The following is a 14806-nucleotide window of genomic DNA, read 5'->3' as shown; positions in this document are numbered from 1 at the left end:
CTCTCCTCGGTCTCACTGCTCGGAAGCGACGAGAACTCTGCCGTTCCGGAGCCCTGCCGCCGTTACCTGCGCTGCCCCACCGATGAACCGGCCACTCCCACCTGACCTGCTGACGTGACAGGAGGAAGTGGACGCCGGGACTTTCGGGCGCCCGCCCTGGCCGGGTCCGCGCGGACGAGGCGTACGCCTTCCACGGAAACCGCGCCTGCCTGCGCCGCCGTGGGATCCGCTGTGCCGTCCCTGACAAGGCAGACCAGGTGCGCAACCGCCGAAAGCTCGGGTTCCGCAGCGGCTGGCTGACCATGATCACCGCGTGCACGGTCCTCTACCGCGCCCTCCGCCGCAACAAGCGGCTTTGACCGGTGCCACCGACGGCGGCCCTGTGAGAAGAGGACCACACGGCAGACCAGTCCTCGAAGTCGGCGCCTCCGATCCGACCAAGGTGAGGACGGTGGACGGGTGCGATTGACAGGGCTGCCTCTCGCGGAACGACGGCCCTGTTGCTCCCGCTCCTTCACGGGCGGCGCCCGGTAGAAGACCTCACCCGCCGATGTCCCGTACGCGGAAGTCCTCCAGAGTCTCGCGCCGGACCAGCACCCGGGCCCCGCCGTCGTGGACCGCGACGACGGCGGGGCGGCCGACGAGGTTGTAACCGGAGGCCATGGAGAGCTGGTAGGCGCCCGCCACCGGTACGCCGAGCAGGTCGCCGGGCCGGACGTCACCGGGGAGTTCGGCGTCGACCGCGAGGACGTCGCCGGCCTCGCAGTGCCGGCCCACCACGGTGACCGCACGGACCCGGGCCGTCGAGCGGCGGCCGACGAGACGGGGCGCGTAACGCGCTCCGTACAGGGCGGGACGCGGGTTGTCGCTCATGCCTCCGTCGACCGCGACGAACACCTTCTCGCCTGTGTGCTTGACGGCGAGCACCCGGTACAGCGCGATCCCGGCCGGCCCGACCACGGCCCGCCCGGGCTCGACGAAGAGCCGTGGGAGGGGCAACCGGGCTGCGGCGCAGCCCTCGACGAGCTCAGCGCGCAGCCGCCCGGCGAGGGCGGTGGGATCGAGAGCGGGCTCGCCGGGTCGGTAGGCGATGCCGTGGCCGCCGCCCATGTCCAGTTCGGGCAGGGTGATGCCGTGCGCGTCACGGAGGCGGGCCATCAGCCCGATCATCCGGCGCAGGGCCACCAGATAGGGCTTCACCTCGCTGATCTGGGACCCTGTGTGGCAGTGCAGACCGGTCAGTTCGAGGGACGGCTGGTCCAGGATCCGCGCGAGGGCGTGCTGCGCCGAACCGTCGGTGGGGGACAGGCCGAACTTCTGGCCGTCCGTGCCGGTGCGGATCTTGTCGTGGCCGCCGGCCGAGACGCCCGGTACGACCCGCACCATGACCTTCTGCCGTTCGCCCGGGCCGACCGCGGCCGCGATCCGGGCGATCTCCGACGGGCCGTCGATGACGATCCGGCCCACGCCGAGGCGCAGCGCCGTCTCCAGGTCGCGCGGCGACTTCGCGTTGCCGTGCAGCACGATCCGCTCCGGCGGGAAGCCTGCCGTGACGGCCAGCTCCAGCTCCCCGGCGGAGCACACGTCCAGACCGAGGCCCTCCTCCCGCACCCAGCGCACCACCGCACGGGACAGGAAGGCCTTGGCCGCGTACAGCACCTCTGCCTCGGGGAAGGCGTCCCGGTACATCCGGCAGCGCCCGCGCACCTCGCCCTCGTCGAGCACGTAGAGCGGGGTGTCGAAGCGGGCAGCCGCCTCCGCCAAGGACACTCCGCCGACGGCCAGGTCGCCGTGCGGGAGGGGCAGCGTGGACGCGGGCCATATGGACAGGTCCGCCGCGTCGGCGGTGACCTCGGTGATGATCTCGGCGGTCACCGGAACCTCCTCATAGCGCACGGGCCGCGGCAGCGGTGGTCCGCGCCGGGACGGGGGTGACGACGGGAGCGGTGAAGGTCGGGTCGACCGTCAGCCGGCACGTGCCGAGCGCCGAGGCCAGCGCGCGCAGCGCCGGCGCGGACAGCCGGATCCAGGGCTGCTCCGCACCGAGGACCGTGGCCAGAAGGCCCGGGCGGGTGAAGCCGACGGCGGTGCGCTCACCCAGGGGGGTGCGGAACATGCGCAGCACCACCTCCGTGGTTCCCGGCCGGACGGGCACGTGGAGGAGTCCGGCCGGGACCGGTTCCTCGGGCTCGGGGTCGTCGTCGTACCGGAACAGACACATGGGGCTCTCCTGGGAGACCGCGAGGGACGGGTGGGGCCCCGGACGCGGGGAGGCGATCCGGGGCACGACGACGAAGCTATTCCCGCTCCCCTCGTCCGAGGGCGTCCCGTAACGGGTCCCTTACGGCGACCGGCCCCGTTCATACGGGGCGCTGACGGACGATGTCGTTCGGCGTCGGGGCTCCGTGCGGACCGGCGGCGACGCGGACACCGGACCGCGGCCGTCGAGCGGCTGAGGGCCGTCCTGGACACGGCCTTCGGCGCGGCGGGGCCCGGCGTCACCCTCGCAGGACTCACGGTTCGGGACAGTACGACGCCGGAATTCCCGGAGAAGGCCGTTGGGCCTGCGGGAACTCTCCGCATGAGGCTTGTACGACGCGATCCGAGCAGAGGGCCGAGTGGACGGCCCCGCACCCGGCGGACTGGGCGACGGACGTTCAGACGCACAGGTACGTCAAGGGCTCGGTGGCCAAAGCCCTTGCCCCGACCGACCGCCGCCTTGGGGCCGTTCTCATCAGCACTTCCGGAAACCACCGATGCGGGTGAGAACGACCTCTTATTCCGGGTCGAGTGGGTCTGGGGCGGGGGTGTGGGGGACGAGGGTGATGACGGTGTCCAGGCCGAGGCGGTGGAGCAGGTCGTAGACGTTGGCGTTGGCCCCGGCCAGGCTCAGGGTGCCTTCGAGCCCGCTCAGGCGCTGGTACCAGTTGATGAGCAGGGTGATGCCGCTGGAGTCGAGGAAACGGCTCTGCGAGGCGTCCAGGGTGAGGTGGCGGCAGCCTTCGTCGATGATGCGGGCCGCTACGGGGCGCAGCAGAGGAGCGGTGTGGAGATCGATGTTCTCCGGCAGCAGGGCGGTGACCCGGTCGCCGGTGCGTGTGGTGACGTGGAGCACAGCAAGGTCCCCTGCCTGGTGGGCCGGTGAACCTGCGGTCAGGTATTCCCGGTGCTGCACTCTTCACTGTAGTCCTGCCGGGCCGGACCGGTCACCGGCTCCAGGGGATGGTCTGCTGCTCTGTACCGGCGACCTGGTCCAAGGACCCTGCATCTCCACCGACCGGACGATCGAACAGGTCTCCCGGCTGCTCGTCGCGCACAGCAGCATCCGGAGGGAAGGCCTTCTTGAGCAGATCGCCGACCGGATCGCCGGCCCCGCTCATGACGACGACGTCACCCTGTCGTGACGAAGGCGTCACCCTGTCTGCCGTCAGCGCCGACACCCCGAACGCAGCTCAGGGCGAACCGTCACAAAGAAACGGGATCTCCACTGCTCTTGCCCTTCGCGGCGAGTTCGCCCGCCGGGGATCGCGGCATCGGGTCAGGCCTGCCGGTCGGTGGTGTCCAGGACGACCTGGACGGTCTTTCCCGCCTTGAGGGGGATGACGGTGACCTGGCGGCTGAGTTTTTGGATCAAGGGCCAGCCGAAGCCACCGGGCGCGGTGGGGTGGCTGTCCGTCCTCGTCCGCGGAATCACGGGCGAGGCGTCGGTGGCGCGGACGATGAGGGCGCCGCCGGTGAGATGGGCGGTGAAGCCGGTCAGGCCGCCACCGTGCCGGTAGGCGTTGGTGACGAGTTCGGAGACGACCAGGAGGATGTCGTCGGTGACTGTTCGGGGCGGGGGAGCGCGTCCGGTGGTGTGCAGGAGATCACGGACCTGGGCACGGGCCGCGCCGGCGGTGGCGGGCAGCGTGTGTCGGCCCGCACGGGGCTCCGTCGTCGTCATGTCCGTCCACCTTTCCCCTTCATGCGGTCACCTTCGCGTTTTCCCGTGCAGGCGGGTTGTACGCGGCTCACCGCTGGCGGGGCAGGGGGATGCGCGCGGATGAGGTCCGTGCCCGCGGACACGGTGGGGACGATGGTGAAGGCGCGGGTGAGGCCGGTCAGCTCCAGCATTCGCTCCAGGAACGGAGTGAGCCCGGCCAGGACCAGGGGGACGGCGGCTTGCTCGTGGCGCTGCCGGGCGGTGAACAGGGTGTGCAGGAAGGAGGAGTCGGCGAAGTCCACCCCGGCCAGGTCCACCACGGTGCCGGCCAGGGAACTGCCGGAAGGCAGGGCGAGGCCCCGGGCCAGGACGTCGGCCTCGTCGGTGTCGAACTCTCCTGCGACCCGCACGGTCCGTATGCCGTCGGCCGTGGCGACGGTCACTTCCACCTCGTCGTTCATCCGGGCATCTTCACAGACCGGCCCCACTTCGAACCAGCTCGGGGTGTCCGTCAGTACGGTCCTGCGGGTTCGCCGGGCAGCGAAACCCAAGGAGAGACCGATGTCACTGCCTCGTCCGTGCGAGCCGGTACTTCCGCGTCCGTAAGAGGGCGATATGTCGCTGATGGTGTGGGGAAGTCGTGCTGGCTTTGGCCTGACATTGCATGGGACTGGCGGATGCGAGACGGTTGCAGTCAGGCAAGTATTCTCCAGCGGCAGAAAGGCGGTGGGGTACGCACGATGCGTCCCCTCCCATGTGATTCCCTCCCCGGGTAACCCTGACAGTCCGCGCGGTGGTGGCGTTCACGTCAGTACGGCGTGGAGCAACGCCCCCTATCCCGTTCTCGTCGCCGACCGTGCCGGGAACATCGTCGAAACCAACGAGGCCGCCCGTCATCTGTTCACCCCGGCCGGCGGAGATCCGGTGGCCGGCGCGCTGCCGGACTGGCTGGCGCAGGCCCATCAACGCCTGACGAGCGGGATTCCGCCGCAACGCGCCCGCGGCACTGTGGCGGAGCGCACCTTCGAGGCGCATCCCTCGTCCGGCGAGGACGGGCACACGGTGTGGTGGCTGGTGGAGAACACCGACCTGCACCTGGCCGAACAAGCCCTGCGAGGAGAGCGCGAGCGCACCACTTTGCTGGTGGACGTCTCCAGCGCCCTGTTCTCCTCGCTGAACGTCGAACGGTGTACGGAGGTGACAGTGCGCATGGCCGCCGACCATCTCGCGGATGCCGCCGTCATCGTCGCTCCCTCCCAGGGGCGCCGCCACACCCTCACCTACGCCCAGGTCGGCGGTGAGGTCACACAGAGGACCGCGGCGATCGACCCCCACACGGTCCCGGGCCTGACCGAGGCCCTCCAGGGCTTTCCCCCCGTGCCCACACGCTGGATCGACCCCGGCGACATCCCCGACTGGGCCGTCCCACCCGGTTTCACCGGACCGATCGGATCGGTCATCGTCACACCCCTGCCCGGCTACGGCATGCCCGCCGGCGTGCTCATCCTGCTGCGCTCCAGCACCCACCAGGCCTTCACCGACGGCGAGGAGGTCTTCGCCCGTCTGTTCGCCGCCCGGGCCGGCGCCGCCCTGTCGGCCGCCCGTCTCTACGCCGAGCAGGCCTCGATCACCGCCACCCTGCTGCGCGAGCTGCTGCCGCCGCGGCTGGAACGCCTCCACGGGGTGGAGTACGCCGGCATCTACCGGGCCGCGAAGGACCACGAACGTGTCGGCGGCGACTTCTACGACGTCCATCCCGGCACCGACGCGACGAAGGAGACCTTCGTCGTCCTGGGCGACGTGGCGGGCAAGGGCCTGGAAGCAGCCGTCCTGACCGGCAAGATCCGCAGCGTCCTCCACGCCCTGCTGCCACTGTCCACAGACCATCAGCGTGTTCTGAACCTCCTCAACGACGCGGTGCTCACCTCTCACCACACCCGCTTCGCCACCCTGGTCCTGGCCTCCGTCCAACGCCGCCAGGGTCACGTGCGGATCAGGCTGACCAGCGCCGGGCACCTGCCCCCGCTCGTCGTCCGCACCGACGGCCGGGTGGAGGAAGCCCTCACCCGCGGCACCCTGATCGGCGCCCTGCCCGACATCAGCGCCCAGACCACGGAGGTGGTGCTGGCGCCGGGGGAGACGTGCCTGCTCTACACCGATGGCATCACCGAGGCCCGCGGCGGCCCGCTGGGCGATCAGCTCTACGGCGAGGAAAGGCTGCGGGCCGCGTTGCGGGAGTGTGTGCGGATGCCGGCGGAGGCGGTGGTGGAGCGAGTGCAGATGCTGGCCTCGCAGTGGCTCGGGGGCCGTGAGCACGACGACATGGCCACCCTGGCGATCACCAACCCGGCCAGCGGACACGGCGCACTGCACATCGTGGGCGGGCACAACGACTCCCGCACGTACACCAGGGAAGGCTGATGACCACCACCACTACACCCCGCCCCCTGCCTGAACTGCCGGAGCTGTCCGAGCGGTTGTGGGAGGCGGTGATCGGCCGGGACGAGCCGGCCGCGATGCGGCTGGTGACGGCGGCGGCCGACGCCGGAGCGGACACCGAAGTCCTACTGCTGGACGTCGTGGCCGGCGTGCAACAGCGGGTCGGCACGGAGTGGGCCGCCGACCGCATCGGCGTGGCCGACGAGCACGCCGCCAGTGCGATCACCGACCGCGTCCTGGCCGCCCTCGCCCACCACCAGGCCCCCCGGCAACCGCGCACCCGAGGACGCGTCACCGTGGCGTGCGTGGAGGGCGAGTGGCACGTCCTGCCCGCCCGGCTGCTGGCCGAGGTGCTCACCCACCGCGGCTGGCAGGTCGACTTCCTCGGCGGCCACACCCCCACCCCGCACCTGGTCGCCCACGTCCACCAGACCAACCCCGTCGCCGTCCTGCTCTCCGCCTCCCTGCCCACCCGCCTGCCCGCCGCCCACAAGGCGATCAGCGCCCTGCAGTCCATCGGCGTCTCCGTCATGGCCGGCGGCCGTGCCTTCGGCCCCGACGGCCGCTACGCCCGCCTCCTGCACGCCGACGCCTGGACACCTGACGCACGGGAAGCAGCCGACCACCTCGACCGGGGCCTGACACGGCACCACGTCGGGCAGCGCCAGCAGATCGAGGACGATCTGCCCCACCTCACCGACCAGGAGTACACCCTGGTCACCACCCGGCGCGCCGTCCTGGTCAAGCAGGCCCTGGAGGTCCTGGAGGAACGCTGGCCCGCGATGCGCACCTACAGCACCGCCCAGCGCGACCGCACCACCGAGGACCTCGCCCACATCGTCGACTTCCTCGCCACCGCCCTCTACGTCGACGACGCCGAACTGTTCACCACCTTCACCACCTGGACCGCCGACATCCTCACCGCCCGCGGTGTTCCCGCCGCGAGCCTGCGCCTGGGCATGGACGCACTGGCCGAACAACTGCGCGACTTCCCGCGCGCCCTGACCTTCCTCGCGGCAGCCACCGACGCGCTGCGCGCCACCTCCGATCACACCGGCCCGGGAATCACCGCATGACCTACCTGCCCACCGACCTCACCGTCACCGTCCGCAGCACCCACCCGCAGGCGCTGCACCTGGCCGTTACGGGAGACCTCGACTACGAGAGCGCCAGGCAGTTCACCCACGAGACCGACCAGGCGCTGGACACCCACCGCGAAGAGCACGGACCGGCCTTGCGGGACCTGCACCTGGACTTCAGCGGCCTGACCGGCATCGACTCCAGCGCCCTGAGCGCCCTCCTCGGCCTGCGCCGCCGCACCCACCCCGCGGGCACCACCCTGCACCTGGACCATCCACCCGCCCGCATGGTGCGCATACTCGAACTCACGGGCATCGCCGACCACCTCACCCAGGACGCCCGCACCCTCAGCACCTCCGGCGGCGAACTGGACGAGCAGACGGAAACAGCCTCCGCTCCCTGAACGGCCCCGGCCCGTGCACCGCTTGTGCGGACACGGATGCGAGAACCGAGTGGTGCGTCAGGCGCTGCGAACTGCGGCGGAGCGGCTGACTGGGGCACTGGGGGAGCCGTTGCCATTCGGTCACCCGCGCGCGATCGCCTCGGCGGTCGGCCATCTCGTCCGCACGGGCCTGCTTGCCCACCCCGGCGGCGGGGTGGCCACCCCTGACGCGCACCCCGAACAGGTCGCCATCCTCGTACGCCGCCGGGACCTGCCCGCGACCTGGACCGGTACGTCCCCCTCGGCCCTGAGCGGCCCGCCGTGCGCCTCGGCGTACGCCGCACCGACTTCGACCACGTCGTGCGCCTGGGGTGGATCGCTCCCGTCGGCGCGGTGAGGGTCGACTTCAAGCGTGCCCGGGGCGAGGTGACGGAAGTCCCGTCGTACTCCGGCCAGGACATCGCCCTTCTGCCTGTCTCCCGGCCGTCGGTGGACTGGCGGACCCTGCGAGTCCTCGCCCCGGCCACCGGGACCGACGTTCCCCCGGTTCGAGCGCTCCGCGTTGGTCGCCCGGCTCCTGGCGTACGACAAGACCGGAGTGTCTGCCGGCATTACGAGACCCACCTTCCGCCGGTCGGCTTGCAGACGGCTGCCACGGTCGGCTCCTGGACGGCTTCGGCGAGGAGGACCTCGCTTCGGGTGTCGCAGCCGTCGGCGGGGTCGGGGCCGGTGTTCCAGTGCCGGAAGGAGCTGCGAGTGCAGCCGGTGCGGTCCTCGTCGGCGACGGGGAGTCGGCCGACAGAATGCCGACACCTTCCAGGAGAGAAAATCTACGACGGCGGAGATAGATTTTTTCTCCCGGTGGGGCTAGTCTCTTCCTCGTACCCAGAAGTCGAAGGGCGCGGCAGGGACGCACTGCCGCGCATGCAGGTCCAGCAGGTGCGGAACGGCGGCGGAGTGGCGGAGCCGGAAGCGACGGGTTCCTCCACTGGCCGCCGGGCCGGGCGGCCCCAGGGGCCGTGAGCAGCACACGCAGTGAAGTGCACGGAAGAGAGAAGGAGCGGAACGCCATCAGGATCGCCCGGGCGAGCACGGCAGCCCGGGTACCGCAGGCCCCGGATTGGCAGGTGGTCCCCGGTCACGCAACCGCGATCCCCGCAGCCCCGCCCGCAAGGCGGCACCTGCGGAACAAGAAACCCGGCGCAGTCGGCCGGTAGATGGTGTTGAAAGCTCGGGGCCCGGACGCATGAGGCGTCCGGGCCCCTCGACGCGTCCCCGGAAGAAGAGGCCTATGCCCCCTCGCAGCACCCGCCCCGCCGACAAGTTCGACGACGACGACTACCCCGCCTACACCATGGGCCGGGCCGCCGACATGCTCGGCACCACCCCCGCCTTCCTGCGCGCCCTCGGCGAACACCGCCTGATCACCCCGCTGCGCTCCGAGGGCGGCCACCGCCGCTACTCCCGCTACCAACTGCGCATCGCCGCACGCGCCCGCGAACTCGTCGACCGGGGCACCCCCGTCGAAGCCGCCTGCCGCATCGTCATCCTCGAAGACCAGCTCGAAGAGGCCCAGCGCCTCAACGACCAGTACCGCCACGCGGCAGCCGACCCGCACCTGTCGACCACGGAGTGAACCGAACACCGCTCGCACGACGGGGTCCGCACGCCCCGGCCCCTGCGGACACCCGGACCTTTCCGGCGGTCACGGGTGGGGTGGGCATGTGGCGTCACCGTTAGCTGTCGTGGTTCGGAAGTTCCCCTTTGCCCACGCCTCGGGCATCCGCGAGCTCCAGGAAGGACAGGGCGTGACGTTCGGCGTCACCCAGGGGAAGAAGGGCCCCAGACGCAGAACATCACCCCCGCCTGACCCCCTCGCCCCGGCAGGACGAACACCCGGCGGCACAGCGTCTGGTGAACAGGTTCAGGGCTGTGCGGCTACCGACTGCACGGCCCTGAGTCGTTGTCCACGCAAGCCGGCCCGCCCGGTACCGATCCGAACGACCTGGACTCCTCCGGAGACGGCCGGGGCTGCGGTGCGAACGCGAGCAGACCGGGCCGCGCTGCCCCACTTCCTCTCCCGGCGGGCCCGGCCGTTCAGTGCCAGGTGCGGTGTTCGTAGTGCAGGAGGCGGGCGCGGGCGGCCTTCTCGGCAGTGCCGATGGTTTCGGCGATCGCAGGCATCGCCTCGTCGTGCTCGCGGACCAGGGCCCGGGCGATGCGGGCCTGGGGTGCTGACCGGGACCGGCCCACCCCCGAGCGATCACCGGCCTGTGCATCCGAGTTCGACCCGGTGGAACTGCTGTGGTCCTCGCTGAAGAAACGGGAGCCGGCCACCCTCGCCGGCGATCACCTCGTCGACGCCACCGAACAGGGCATCCACCGGATCAACGGCAACCCTCAACCGCCCTGGTCCTTCCTCACCCACACCGGCCTCACCCTCCACCCACCGACCCCACAGAACCAACGAGAAGGTCGGTAGCCGCAAAGCCCCGCTCATCAGGGATCCTCGTGGCCCGGCAGCGTTCACGATCCGACGTCCAGGCTTCGGGCAGGCAGAGCTTCCGGCCGGCCAGGGCCCGGCCCGAGCCGGTGGGCAGGCGGCGAACACTCCGATCTGGCAGTTGCCGATCTTTCCTGAGGTTCCGGTGTACTGCCGGCCCACTCGGCCAGACACCGGCCGTTCTTCCGCCCGACCGGCCCCGGCAGACCACGCACACGGTCCCGCATCCGCCACCGCACTCCCTCCCCGCCTCGCGATCACCCCGACACTCCCGCGCGGGCGGGGGTGGCATACCAGCCGAAAGATCATCCGCCGGTCTGGCGGCACGCGGGGACGGGCAGGAAGGGGGAGCGCCCGCCCCGGCGCCCACAGCAACGCCGAACAGCGAGGGAGGAACGAAGTGATCCCGTACGACGCCTTACGGCCATTTCCGCGTCCGAGCGGCCGTCCCGCCAACCGATCCGCTCCACAGCACCTCCTGCACGCCGGAACGACATGACCGGAACCGAACAGAGATCCTGTCGCCGAGAACGAGGAGAGTGGGGATCAGTGCTGTGGGAGCGGGACGAGTTACTGGGCACGGCCGCCGCCGCAGGGGAAGCCGCGCGGGCGGGCAACGGACGCTGGATGCAGGTCACCGGGGCGGTGCCCGGCACGGGCAGGACCGCCCTGCTCGACGAGGTCGTACGGCGGCAGACCGCCGACGGCATGCGTGTCGAGCACGCGCGCGGCACGCCGGAGGAGGCCGCGTTCCCGTACGGGCTCGTCCGCCGGCTCTTCACCGAGGACATCGGCGGCGTCCCCTTCGCCACACCCACCGGACACGGCGAGCAACGGCTGTACCACCGGCTGGTGACCCGGCTGGCCCGCCTCGCCACCGAGCGCCCGGTGCTGCTCGCGGTGGATGATCTGCACCACGCCGACGAACCGTCCCGGCACTGGATCGGCTATCTGGCACGCCGCATCGCCGAACTTCCCGTCCTCCTGGTGACCACCACCTGCGCGGGCTACACCGACCCCCCGGTGTTTCCCGCGGACACGGGCACATCCGCCGAGCTGCGCCCGCTCAGCGCCCCCGCGGTCGTCCGTATCGCGCGGGCGGCGGGTCTGAGCACCCAGGAGACCACGACCTGTGTCGAGGCGGGTGCGGGCAATCCGGCGCTGGTGCACGCCTTGGTCGCCGATCTCCGCGACGGACCGCTTCCCCGCTCGTCCCCGACCTCGGTGCGCAGCCGCTACCGAGAGACGATCACCGGCTGGATCCGGAGTCTCCCCGATCCGCGCTCACGTCACGACTGCCTGGCCCTCGCCGTGACGGCCGAGGGAGGGACGACCCCGGGCCTCACCGACCGGGTCACCGGCCTCCTCCCGACCCGGCCCGCACCCGGCTCCCCGTCGATGGGCCACCGCCTCGGCACCCTGCTGAGCCACCCCCTCGCGAGGGAGGCCGTTCTCGCCGCCGCCGAACCCGAGGAGCTGGCCGCGCTGCACACCCACGTGGCCCAGGTGCTGGCCGAGGAGGGCGCGCCCGCCACCGACGTCGCCGCCCGGCTCCTGCATGTGGACCGGCCCGGGGAGGCGTGGATGGTCCGCTCCCTGGAGGAGGCGGCGGACGAGGCGCTGCGCGCGGGCCGGCCCGCCGAGTCCGCCGGATATCTGCGCCATGCCCTGAGGGGGCCGCTCGCCCCGGACCGCCGCGCCGGTCTCGCCATGCGCCTCGGCGCGCTGGAGCTTCCCGGCAACGTGACCGCCGGAATCCGCTGGCTGCACACCGGACTGGAGCTCCACACCGATCTCCGGGAACGCGCGAGCGCCGCGAGCGCGCTCAGCGCCGGCCTGGTCGCGGGGCGGGACCCCGACGCCGCGTTACGGATCCTGCACCAGGTCGGCCGGGCCGCCGCCGACGACGAGCTCGTCCATGTGCTGCAAGCACTCGCCGCCCTCGTCTCCTCGCACGACGCCGAAGCCTGGCGCGACGCCGTCTCCGCGCTGCGCGCGCTCGCCCCGGTGGCTCCCCCCACCATCGAGCCCCTGGTGTGCGGACTGATCACCGAGTACGAGGCCGGGGCCGGGCTCTGCTCGGCGGCGGAGGCGATGGCCAGGGTCGAACGGCGCCTGGGGGCACCGGTGGACCAGCGCCTGCGGACGGCCTGGCTCGGCAGCGCGGCCACGCTCCTGCAGTGGGCGGACCGTCTGGAGGAGGCGCGCGCACTCACCGCCCGGTGTCTGCCCTCCTCGCCGGTCCCTCCGGACCTGACGGACATGGGCCTCCAGTGCCTGCTCAGCGTACGGGCCGAAGCGGCGCTCTGGGCCGGCGAGTTCGGCCGCGTCATCGACGAGAACGTCGCCTGGGTGGAGCTGTCCGCCGAGCAGGGCGTCCGGCTGCCCCATCTGGCGGCCATGGTGGCGCTCGCCCGGTCCGAGATCGGGGCGCGCGCCGAGGCGTGGGAGGCGGTGACCGTCGCCGGGCCGTCCGGCGCCGACACCTCCTGGGAGTGGAACGAACTCGGCTACGCGCGCGCCCGGCTCCACGAGGCGGACGGCGACTGGCGGGCCGCCCTCGAAGGTCACCTGGCCTGTGGAGCCGGCCAGAACGCCCGTGACTTCGTCAGCCCGGTCGCCACACCATGGCGCTCGGGGGCGGCGCTCGCCCTGGCGCGGCTCGGACGCCGGGAGGAGGCGCGCGAGCTCGCCGAGGAGGAACTCCGCCACGCCCGCACCTGGGGAACCGGGCGCACCATCGGCCGGGCGTTGCGCGCCCACGCAGCCGCTCTCGGCGGCAGACTGGCCCTGGAATCCCTCACCGAGGCCGCGGAACTGCTCGGCTCGGCCCCCGCGCCGGTGGAACTCGTGGAGACCCTCGTCGACCTCGGCCGTGCCCGCCTCGACGCCGGCAACGGACGCAAGGGCCGCGACACCCTGCGCGAGGCGCACGCCGTGGCGCTGCGGCTCGCCGCGCAGAAGCCGGGTGCCCGCCGTCTCCTGGATCTGACCGAGGAGGCGCTGCGCCGGGGCGGCGCCCGGAAGACCAGCGGCGGACAGGCGCTGACCGCGGCCGAACGCCGGGTCGCCGAACTGGCCGCCGCGGGGCACACCAACGCACGGATCTCCTCCTCGCTGTGCCTCACCCGCCGCACCGTGGAGATGCATCTCACCAACGCCTACAGGAAGCTGCGGATCGCCCGGCGGACCCAGCTCGTGGCGGTGCTGGCGCGGGAGGCGGGCCCCGTGGGCGAGTGACACCCCGTTCGTCACCGGTTGCCGTGTGCCGGACCCCCACCGCACACCACACCGCGTCCCGCCGGTGATCCGGCGGGACGCGGTGGTCTCGTGAACGGTCGATCGCATCCGTGGGTGGTCCGGGTGGTGGTGGCGGAGCGGCGGGGGGCGCCGCACTCATCCCTCGGACGGGGCCACCCGGACCGGCACGGTCAGAGCTTCGTCAGAGTGAAGGCGACCGTGGCGTTGTTCCCGCCGCCGCCCTGACGGGTGCAATCGAATCCGGACGGAGCGGTGCAGGAGTAGCCGTTGCTGCCCGAGTAGGGGTTGTTCCAGTACACCTTGACCTTGTTGGTCTCCCCGGACACGTTGAAACTCACCTCGCCCTCCGTGCCGGTCATGAAGCCGTCGGACTCACTCTGCCAATTGCCGGAGACACCGGACTGGATGACGGAGGGCGGCAGCATGTTGGTGGACCAGATGCCCCAGTGCAGTTGCGAGGTGGAGCGGGTGAGCAGCCGCCCCGAGACGTTGGTCAGGGTGACATTGGTGCTGCGCGCGGCACTGGCCGTGAGCGGATCGGCCGCCACGCCCCGGGCCTTGGCCGCGCCGGACGCCTTCTTCGCCGCCGACGCCTTCTTCCAGAGGTCGAACGTCACCGAGGCGTTGTTCCCACTGCCGCCGTACGTGTCGCACTGGTACGCCGCCGGGACGACGCAACTGTAGCTGTTGGATCCCGAGTAGGGGTTCTTCCAGTGAATGCGGACCTCGCCACCCCCGGGAATCGCGTACGTCACCTTCCCCTCGGTTCCGGTCATGAAACCGCAGGATTCGCTCTGCCATAGGGGCTTCGCGCCGTTGGCGACGGTATCGGGCGGCAGCATGTCGGTCGTCCAGCAGCCGTGGGGCAGTTCATCCCACGTCTTGACCAGATTGGTCCCGGAGTAGTTGATCAGTTCGACCTCGGTGGAGCGGGCCGCGGCGACACCCGCCTGGCCCTTGGTCTCGTTCTCGGCCTTCGTGGAGCGCTGTTCGGCAACCGCCGCCCGAGTCCCGGGCCCCTCGTCCACCGCCTGCGCCGTCGGGGCCAGGGCGACCGCCCCGGCCGCCATCAGGACGGCGGTGAGAGCGCCCGCCGCGGCACGGCGCACACCGGTGATGCGAGTCATTCTCTTCATGGTTTCACCCATTCCGTTCGAGCGGCGGGGAGTGCGCCGCGCTGGTCCGGCCCACTGCGCACGGGCTCACGGCCCGACGCGGA

At 71.7% G+C, this 14806-nt stretch carries 14 protein-coding genes and 1 pseudogene; 6 read left to right on the top strand and 9 right to left on the bottom strand.

The window, feature by feature from the left end:
* Positions 1–540 precede the first annotated feature (540 nt).
* From lysA to ACFYNX_RS31590, 6 genes are all read right to left on the bottom strand, one after another.
* Entirely contained in the window at positions 541–1875 is a 1335-nt protein-coding gene (gene lysA / locus ACFYNX_RS31615; protein ID WP_388666520.1) for a diaminopimelate decarboxylase, read from the bottom strand.
* Positions 1876–1885: 10 nt separating this feature from the next.
* Positions 1886–2221: an SAV_915 family protein gene (locus ACFYNX_RS31610; protein WP_388666517.1), complete on the bottom strand. Its 336-nt coding sequence runs from the start codon at positions 2219–2221 to the stop codon at positions 1886–1888.
* Between the two features lie 555 nt (positions 2222–2776).
* On the bottom strand, positions 2777–3115 hold the full coding sequence (locus ACFYNX_RS31605; protein WP_388666514.1) for an STAS domain-containing protein: 339 nt from the start codon (positions 3113–3115) through the stop codon (positions 2777–2779).
* A 91-nt stretch (positions 3116–3206) separates the two neighbouring features.
* A complete protein-coding gene (locus tag ACFYNX_RS31600) occupies positions 3207–3440 on the bottom strand; it encodes a hypothetical protein (protein ID WP_388666511.1) in 234 nt (77 codons plus the stop codon).
* Between the two features lie 98 nt (positions 3441–3538).
* On the bottom strand, positions 3539–3943 hold the full coding sequence (locus ACFYNX_RS31595) for an ATP-binding protein (protein WP_388666509.1): 405 nt from the start codon (positions 3941–3943) through the stop codon (positions 3539–3541).
* Complete coding sequence (locus ACFYNX_RS31590; RefSeq protein WP_388666506.1) at positions 3940–4383, bottom strand: STAS domain-containing protein; 444 nt, start codon at positions 4381–4383, stop codon at positions 3940–3942. The genes ACFYNX_RS31595 and ACFYNX_RS31590 overlap by 4 nt, the downstream gene beginning before the upstream one ends.
* A gap of 295 nt (positions 4384–4678) precedes the next feature.
* Here ACFYNX_RS31590 and ACFYNX_RS31585 point away from each other — a divergent pair, with 295 nt between their 5' ends.
* Genes ACFYNX_RS31585 through ACFYNX_RS31575 form a run of 3 tightly spaced genes read left to right on the top strand, consistent with a single transcriptional unit; the run spans position 4679 to position 7844 of the window.
* Positions 4679–6343, top strand: coding sequence for a PP2C family protein-serine/threonine phosphatase (locus tag ACFYNX_RS31585; protein WP_388666503.1), 1665 nt, complete (start codon positions 4679–4681; stop codon positions 6341–6343).
* Positions 6343–7437 carry a B12-binding domain-containing protein gene (locus tag ACFYNX_RS31580; RefSeq protein ID WP_388666500.1) on the top strand — a complete coding sequence of 365 codons (1095 nt, stop codon included), beginning with the start codon at positions 6343–6345 and terminating at the stop codon, positions 7435–7437. Before ACFYNX_RS31585 ends, ACFYNX_RS31580 begins: the two co-directional genes overlap by 1 nt.
* The gene (locus ACFYNX_RS31575) at positions 7434–7844 is read left to right on the top strand and encodes an STAS domain-containing protein (protein WP_365549526.1); all 411 of its coding nucleotides are present in this window, start codon (positions 7434–7436) and stop codon (positions 7842–7844) included. Before ACFYNX_RS31580 ends, ACFYNX_RS31575 begins: the two co-directional genes overlap by 4 nt.
* Before the next feature lie 593 nt (positions 7845–8437).
* Here ACFYNX_RS31575 and ACFYNX_RS31570 read toward each other — a convergent pair.
* Positions 8438–8626: pseudogene (locus ACFYNX_RS31570) on the bottom strand (HNH endonuclease); the annotation flags it as partial.
* A 488-nt stretch (positions 8627–9114) separates the two neighbouring features.
* Here ACFYNX_RS31570 and ACFYNX_RS31565 point away from each other — a divergent pair.
* The gene (locus ACFYNX_RS31565) at positions 9115–9459 is read left to right on the top strand and encodes a MerR family transcriptional regulator (protein ID WP_388666497.1); all 345 of its coding nucleotides are present in this window, start codon (positions 9115–9117) and stop codon (positions 9457–9459) included.
* Between the two features lie 461 nt (positions 9460–9920).
* On the opposite strand, the gene ACFYNX_RS31560 is transcribed toward ACFYNX_RS31565, so the two are convergent.
* The gene (locus ACFYNX_RS31560; RefSeq protein WP_388666495.1) at positions 9921–10076 is read right to left on the bottom strand and encodes a hypothetical protein; all 156 of its coding nucleotides are present in this window, start codon (positions 10074–10076) and stop codon (positions 9921–9923) included.
* 40 nt (positions 10077–10116) lie between these two features.
* On the opposite strand from ACFYNX_RS31560, the gene ACFYNX_RS31555 reads away from it, so the two are divergent.
* Positions 10117–10305 carry a transposase gene (locus ACFYNX_RS31555; RefSeq protein ID WP_388666494.1) on the top strand — a complete coding sequence of 63 codons (189 nt, stop codon included), beginning with the start codon at positions 10117–10119 and terminating at the stop codon, positions 10303–10305.
* 570 nt (positions 10306–10875) lie between these two features.
* Positions 10876–13566, top strand: a complete 2691-nt coding sequence (locus ACFYNX_RS31550) for an AAA family ATPase (protein WP_388666492.1) — start codon at positions 10876–10878, stop codon at positions 13564–13566.
* A 191-nt stretch (positions 13567–13757) separates the two neighbouring features.
* Here the strand turns inward: ACFYNX_RS31550 and ACFYNX_RS31545 are convergent, their stop codons facing one another.
* Complete coding sequence (locus ACFYNX_RS31545) at positions 13758–14714, bottom strand: Crystal protein ET79 (RefSeq protein ID WP_388666489.1); 957 nt, start codon at positions 14712–14714, stop codon at positions 13758–13760.
* Positions 14715–14806: the final 92 nt, after the last annotated feature.

The sequence above is a fragment of the Streptomyces sp. NPDC007872 genome (assembly GCF_042868165.1).
GTDB lineage: Bacteria > Actinomycetota > Actinomycetes > Streptomycetales > Streptomycetaceae > Streptomyces.
The sequence above is the reverse complement of the archived record's forward strand: the minus strand, read 5'-3'. Positions and strand labels throughout refer to the sequence as shown.

Excerpts from the sequence above, each read along its gene's own strand:
- ACFYNX_RS31580 (WP_388666500.1), top strand. The coding sequence starts at position 6,343 with ATGACCACCACCACTACACCCCGCCCCCTGCCTGAACTGCCGGAGCTG.
- ACFYNX_RS31565 (WP_388666497.1), top strand. The coding sequence starts at position 9,115 with ATGCCCCCTCGCAGCACCCGCCCCGCCGACAAGTTCGACGACGACGAC.
- ACFYNX_RS31595 (WP_388666509.1), bottom strand. The coding sequence starts at position 3,943 with ATGACGACGACGGAGCCCCGTGCGGGCCGACACACGCTGCCCGCCACC.
- ACFYNX_RS31590 (WP_388666506.1), bottom strand. The coding sequence starts at position 4,383 with ATGAACGACGAGGTGGAAGTGACCGTCGCCACGGCCGACGGCATACGG.
- ACFYNX_RS31545 (WP_388666489.1), bottom strand. The coding sequence starts at position 14,714 with ATGACTCGCATCACCGGTGTGCGCCGTGCCGCGGCGGGCGCTCTCACC.
- ACFYNX_RS31575 (WP_365549526.1), top strand. The coding sequence starts at position 7,434 with ATGACCTACCTGCCCACCGACCTCACCGTCACCGTCCGCAGCACCCAC.
- ACFYNX_RS31610 (WP_388666517.1), bottom strand. The coding sequence starts at position 2,221 with ATGTGTCTGTTCCGGTACGACGACGACCCCGAGCCCGAGGAACCGGTC.